The sequence below is a fragment of the Methanomicrobium sp. genome (genome assembly GCF_055145805.1).
In genome coordinates, this window is record NZ_JBSREC010000118.1 from 1 (window position 1) to 5,813 (window position 5,813).

Consider the following 5,813-nt stretch of genomic DNA (forward strand, 5'->3'; position numbering starts at 1 on the left):
GTGCTCATCTTTTGCCCCGGTTTAAAGTTAATATTTTAATCAGATGCATCACCGTCGAAAAAATACCAAAATACGCCACATTTTGGTCAGAATTTAGTGGCAAGCGGGCCCAAGGGGATTTGAACCCCCGACCACCTGGTTAAAAGCCAGGCGCTCTGCCTAACTGAGCTATAGGCCCTCTCCTTGAGATCTATTCAGCATTATTACAATGCAGGCATAACATTTAAACATAACTATTACATAATAATTAGAGGTTTTAGAAAAAGAAATTTTGTCATACCCTCGCGCAAATCAAAATCGTAATGTTTATACTTGAAATTTAAAAATTTTATAAAAATTATTCATAACAATAAAAAGGTATTGGTTAGCAGAATAATTATTTAAGGGATTTTTTTATCTGTTCAAGGCGTTCTTCCTGAAGTTTAATACTCATCTGCATACTTTTAATTGCAAGTGCAATATTCTCCCCCATATTAACTTCATCATCATTCAGATTATAAGTGGATTCAAGAATCTTAAAAAGGCGTTTGGAAACATCCACACTCTTGCTGAGTCTTTCATACTCCTCAACAATCTGCTCTTCTATTCCGGCCCCAATTGCCTGCTTAATATCTTCATTAATGTCCTGTTTGCGCTTTAAAATATATTCAATTGCATCATAAAGCTGGCGATGTGTTGTTGGTTTCATCACATAATCTTCAATATAGGTTCCATACTCCTGTGCCTCTTCAGGAGTGAGCTGTTTTGCAGTCAGCATCATTACAGGAATCTCTTTTGTTTGGGGATTTGACTTTATATTTTCAAGAGTTTCCCACCCATCCATGGGCTCCATCATTATATCAAGAAGGATAAGATCAGGAGTTATTTCCTTTAATTTTTCAAGACATTCCGGTCCGCTGTAGCAGGCAACAGGATCGTAACCTCCTCGTTCAAGCATAGCTACAAATACGTCCACAATCATTGGGCTGTCATCAACAACCAGAATATTGTACATTTATAACTCCTCCGCTAACTTGTCAGAAATCACGGTGATTTTTTCCTTAATTTCTGATATATTGACGGTATTAGTAATAATTGTGGCGATAAGGTTTTTAGAACCGGCATTTTTTATAAGGATTATACCATCTTTATTTCTAGTTTCCATCAGAATTGTGCCAGGAGCGCTTATATGAAATGTACTGCATGCAGCCTCTGCAGATGCGAACATTGTTGCACCGGTTATTCCAAGAAACGGGGAAGGGGTCTGACTACTATCGGATTTCCCAATAATATGACCGTCATTGGAAACTATTGCACAAGCCAACACTCCCTCCATTACCATTATCTCGGAGACAAAACCATTAACTTTAGTCATCAAAGGGTTATTTTTATCCATCTGCACAAGTACCTCTAAACGCAATTAGTATTCTTTTTGTTCTTCATTGCATATTAGTTTTGTAAAGCTTAATTGTTATTTTAATATGAAAGTATTTATAAGAGTTTGTAAATGAACACTCAGACAGAGAGGTAAAAACAATTATAAACTGTATCCCATACATCCGGCAATATAATATTTTATCTTATACGTAACAAAAAAAGTGATTAAAAAGAGAGGTTGAATCTAAAAATGAAGCCTTTTTAGAATAATATATATAATTTGAAATTTGAATAACGAAATAGAATCAAATTTGTTTTATTGAGATACATATGGTTGTTACATATACTATTGCTTCAGGAAAGGGAGGAACCGGCAAGACCACTTTGTCTGTGAACCTCGGCACAATGCTTGCCAAATACGGCAAGGAGACCTATATTATGGATGCAGATATGGGTATGGCCAATCTGGGAATTATTCTGGGTCTTGAAAATGTGCCTGTTACACTCCACGAAGTCATTGCAGGAAAAGCACCTGTATCTGAAGCAATTTATGAGGGGCCCTGCGGTGTTAAGGTAGTTCCAAGCGGAATTTCATTGCAGGGATTTCAAAACGCAGACCCGGAACATCTGCGTGACGTGATGAAAGAGATAGTAAATCAGTGCGATATTTTAATAATTGATGCACCGGCCGGGATAAGTCGCGATGGGGTGGTTCCCCTTGCAATCGCTGACGAAGTAATTCTTGTTGTCAATCCTGAACTTTCATCCATGGTTGATGCCCTGAAAACAAAAATTCTTACTGAATTAATAGGCGGACATGTAAAAGGTGTAATTTTAAACCGTGCAACACTTGAAAAAACAGACGTTAGTGTTCATAAGATTGAGGAGGTTTTGGGAGTGAAAGTTATAGGCCTCATTCCCGATGATCCAAATGTCAGAAGAGCGACTGCATATAAAACACCCATTGTTGTCAAATATCCTGACTCTCCCGCTTCAATTGAGATTAAAAGAATAGCTGCTGATATTGCCGGAGTGGAGTTTAAAAACTCACAATTAATTTCAAAGTCGAAAGAAAAATTTTTGGATCGTCTTGCACGATCTCTCATCAGGAGGGAAAAATAAACATGTTTCAACTTGGATCTGAAGTTTACATCATTGTATTATTCGGGACAGTGATCATCTCTCTGCTCTTTCTGATCTACCTTTTACAACGCAGGATAAACCAGCTTTTGAGTGAGGTTGATGATATAAGCAGTACAATGAATGTGACCTGTAGTGAACTTGAAGAACTTACAAAAAATGTTCAGGAAATAAAAAAACTGAAGATATGATTTCATATTTGCCACTATAAAAAAGGAAATTAAATAAGTGATATTGTCAAATATGCTATGGTAATTTTACAGGGGGCCATAGGGTAGCCTGGACCATCCTAGGAGACTGGGGGTCTTCTGACCCGCGTTCGAATCGCGGTGGCCCCATTTTTTATTTAGATTAATATTTAAAAGAGTGATTTTTTAATTTGATAACTGAATATTTTTGCAGACTTTAGGATAATACGGAAAAAATTAGAAATGATCTACAAATTAAATAAAAATATAATACAAAAATTGAAAGATTCGAGCCTTATCTTAAAATAGAATTAAATTTTGATCAAACACAATTATGAAAAAAAGCTGATATAAATGAAAATTACAGAAAAATGCTTTGAATGTCTTTTGACAAGAATAGAATATGAATGCCGTCTCGTATGCAATGATGAAAAAAAGATTGCAGAAATAGTAAAAATATGTCATCAGGAGCTTTCAGAATCAATATCAAAAGATTCCCCCTCTCCTGAAATTTCAAGCAGAATTCATCGTATTGCCTGCGAAATGGTAGACAGTCATGATCCTTACCATGAGATTAAACAAAAAACCAACGAAGAAGCAGAAGTAATACTTAACCAGGTAGAAGATAAGCTGACAACCTTTAAGGACTGTGTTCTTGCTTCAGTTATTGCAAATACCCTTGATTACGGCTCAAAAGAGCACAAAGTCACCACTGATTTTGTGTCTTTTTTTTCTGATGAGTTTAAAAAAGGGCTTAGTGTTGATGATACATATGAAATTGAAAAACTCTGCAAAAGAGTTGTATACCTTTGTGATAACTGCGGAGAGATTGTATTTGACAGAAAACTGATTAAATATTTAAAGGAAAATTACAGTCATGTTACAGTTATAGTAAAATCAAAACCAATAATCAACGATGCAACAATAAAAGATGCCATATCTTTGGGCATTGACAAAATTGCAGATAATGTCTATGAAAGCACTGATGGAATCTCAGAGGTTGGAATAAATCTCAATATGATCCCCCTCAGGGTAAAAGAAGCTATAGATTCAGCAACAATAATAATTTCAAAGGGTATGGCAAACTACGAATCACTTAGCGAATACAAAAAAACAGCACAATTGCCTCCTGTTGCATACCTGATGATGGTTAAATGTGAACCGATTGCAGATAATATCAAAATACCCAAAGGTTCAAGGATAGCATATTTAATTCAATAATTTCCTGTTTTTAAAAGAATTATTCAATCATATATATCTATATAAAATCAAAGCAATCATCTAAAACATGGTAGCGGAAGTGATTGCCATTGGGTGGATTCTGATAGTAATAGGAGTAATACTTCTTTTAATTGAAGCATTCAACCCAGGCTTCTTTATTGCAGTCCCGGGCACCACACTGATAATAATTGGCGCAATTTCATTGTTATTTCCGGAGATTTTTAGTTCCACGTGGATTATAATAATCGGAATTATAACTGCGCTTTTTTCTGCCGGTGCCACAGTATGGATTTACAGCAGAATTACTGCTGACAGTGGAATTCCTTTTACTATGAGCATGGATTCCATTGTAGGAAAAAACGGCATCGTTACAAAGACGATTGAACCGGATAATATATCAGGAAAGGTTTCAATTGACAATGTCGAATGGAGTGCAAAAACACAAAGCGAAACAATTGATATGGGTAAAAAAGTTCGCGTTATTGCATCCCAGGGAGTACATGTAGTCGTGGAGGAGATTTAAAAATGGCATTTTTAGGATTAGATAATACATTAATAACAGTAATTCTTGTTCTTGCAATTGTTCTTATTTTTGCAAAAGGCGTAGTTATTATTCAGCCATATCAGCAGGCATTGCAGATAAGGCTGGGACAGTACATCGGACGTTTAAATCCTGGTTTCAGATGGGTGATACCATTTATTACAGAAGTTAAAACACTTGATCTAAGAACACAGGTTATGGACGTTCCCCGACAGGAAGTAATAACAAAAGACAATTCCCCGACTAATGTTGACGCAATAGTATATGTGAGAGTTGTTGATCCTGAAAAATCATATTTTGAGGTTACAAACTACCGCATGGCAACTGTTGCACTTGCACAGACAAGCCTTAGAGGCATCATAGGCGATATGGAGCTTGATGAGGTATTATACAACAGGGAACTTATAAACAACAAATTAAGAGACATACTCGATCGCGAAACAGACCAGTGGGGTGTTAAAGTAGAGCGTGTCGAGATAAAAGAGGTTGATCCGGTCGGTACAGTCAAACAGGCAATGACTGAACAGACCGCCGCAGAAAGAGAGAGACGTGCTGCAATATTAAGAGCAGACGGAGAGAAACGCTCTGCAATACTTACTGCAGAAGGAAAGAGACAGTCAATGATTCTTGAAGCAGAAGGTGACAGGCAGAGCAAAATATTACGGGCAGAGGGAGACAGAAAATCAAGTATACTTCAGTCACAGGGAGAGGCACAGGCTTTAAGGATTCTTTCGCTTGGTTCAAGACCGCTTGATAAAAAAGCAATAACTGTATTGTCACTTAATGCTCTAAAGCAGATGGCTGACGGTCAGGCCACAAAAATTATTTTCCCGTTCGAGATCTCAAGCTTAATTAAACAGAGCGCCAGATTCCTTGGCGCTGAAGAGGAAGACCTTGCTGACACCACCTGGAAAGATTTCGACCTGGATGAGTCAATTCTTGGAAAGTCCCCTGCCGAAGAGGACATTGCAGATGCATCGGAGGCTTTAAAGGATATTGAAAAGAATATGCAAAATCTGGTTGACCCGACATTACCGCCGGAAGATACAGATAATAAGGAAATCCTCAAATAATCCAAACAATTTTTTTGGAAAAAAACTAAAAAATCAGGCAATTGATTTATACAGAATATTTATGAATATTCCTTACAGTTTTTTATTGTAATTTTTGCATTTGGTCAAAAAAAAGTAATGATAAAAATTATAGACTTTTTTTAAATCGCTAAAAGATATGGAACTGCAATAATTGATACCACAACAATAATCATAAACCAGCTTATTGCTGCGACTACATAATTGGCATAATCCTTTGAAAGTTTTCTCTTTTCAACAATCTTTTTCACACCCTCCTGCATTATATACCCGCCA

7 protein-coding genes and 2 tRNA genes are annotated in these 5,813 nt (G+C 36.6%); 6 read left to right on the forward strand and 3 right to left on the reverse strand.

Annotated features, from left to right (window positions below):
- Positions 1 to 104: 104 nt before the first annotated feature.
- From ACTB1O_RS10955 to ACTB1O_RS10965, 3 genes are all read right to left on the reverse strand, one after another.
- Positions 105 to 178, reverse strand: a tRNA-Lys gene (locus tag ACTB1O_RS10955).
- Positions 179 to 376: 198 nt separating this feature from the next.
- The gene (locus tag ACTB1O_RS10960) at positions 377 to 994 is read right to left on the reverse strand and encodes a response regulator (protein WP_462995176.1); all 618 of its coding nucleotides are present in this window, start codon (positions 992 to 994) and stop codon (positions 377 to 379) included.
- Complete coding sequence (locus ACTB1O_RS10965; protein WP_462995177.1) at positions 995 to 1,375, reverse strand: roadblock/LC7 domain-containing protein; 381 nt, start codon at positions 1,373 to 1,375, stop codon at positions 995 to 997. It lies immediately after the preceding gene.
- Between the two features lie 311 nt (positions 1,376 to 1,686).
- Between ACTB1O_RS10965 and minD the strand changes: the two genes are divergently transcribed.
- The 6 genes from minD (at position 1,687) to ACTB1O_RS10995 (ending at position 5,519) form a co-directional block, all read left to right on the forward strand.
- Positions 1,687 to 2,478: a cell division ATPase MinD gene (gene minD / locus ACTB1O_RS10970; protein ID WP_462995178.1), complete on the forward strand. Its 792-nt coding sequence runs from the start codon at positions 1,687 to 1,689 to the stop codon at positions 2,476 to 2,478.
- A gap of 2 nt (positions 2,479 to 2,480) precedes the next feature.
- Positions 2,481 to 2,687, forward strand: a complete 207-nt coding sequence (locus ACTB1O_RS10975; RefSeq protein ID WP_462995179.1) for a hypothetical protein — start codon at positions 2,481 to 2,483, stop codon at positions 2,685 to 2,687.
- 72 nt (positions 2,688 to 2,759) lie between these two features.
- Positions 2,760 to 2,834: transfer RNA gene (locus tag ACTB1O_RS10980), tRNA-Pro, on the forward strand.
- 204 nt (positions 2,835 to 3,038) lie between these two features.
- Complete coding sequence (locus ACTB1O_RS10985; RefSeq protein ID WP_462995180.1) at positions 3,039 to 3,905, forward strand: damage-control phosphatase ARMT1 family protein; 867 nt, start codon at positions 3,039 to 3,041, stop codon at positions 3,903 to 3,905.
- 67 nt (positions 3,906 to 3,972) lie between these two features.
- On the forward strand, positions 3,973 to 4,428 hold the full coding sequence (locus ACTB1O_RS10990; protein WP_462995181.1) for an NfeD family protein: 456 nt from the start codon (positions 3,973 to 3,975) through the stop codon (positions 4,426 to 4,428).
- A 2-nt stretch (positions 4,429 to 4,430) separates the two neighbouring features.
- Positions 4,431 to 5,519, forward strand: coding sequence for an SPFH domain-containing protein (locus ACTB1O_RS10995; protein WP_462995182.1), 1,089 nt, complete (start codon positions 4,431 to 4,433; stop codon positions 5,517 to 5,519).
- The last annotated feature ends 294 nt before the right edge of the window (positions 5,520 to 5,813 follow it).

What these genes read in the sequence shown, in the direction of transcription:
- ACTB1O_RS10965 (WP_462995177.1), bottom strand. Translation starts at nt 1,375, where the DNA reads ATGGATAAAAATAACCCTTTGATGACTAAAGTTAATGGTTTTGTCTCC.
- ACTB1O_RS10985 (WP_462995180.1), top strand. Translation starts at nt 3,039, where the DNA reads ATGAAAATTACAGAAAAATGCTTTGAATGTCTTTTGACAAGAATAGAA.
- ACTB1O_RS10975 (WP_462995179.1), top strand. Translation starts at nt 2,481, where the DNA reads ATGTTTCAACTTGGATCTGAAGTTTACATCATTGTATTATTCGGGACA.
- minD (WP_462995178.1), top strand. Translation starts at nt 1,687, where the DNA reads ATGGTTGTTACATATACTATTGCTTCAGGAAAGGGAGGAACCGGCAAG.
- ACTB1O_RS10960 (WP_462995176.1), bottom strand. Translation starts at nt 994, where the DNA reads ATGTACAATATTCTGGTTGTTGATGACAGCCCAATGATTGTGGACGTA.
- ACTB1O_RS10995 (WP_462995182.1), top strand. Translation starts at nt 4,431, where the DNA reads ATGGCATTTTTAGGATTAGATAATACATTAATAACAGTAATTCTTGTT.
- ACTB1O_RS10990 (WP_462995181.1), top strand. Translation starts at nt 3,973, where the DNA reads ATGGTAGCGGAAGTGATTGCCATTGGGTGGATTCTGATAGTAATAGGA.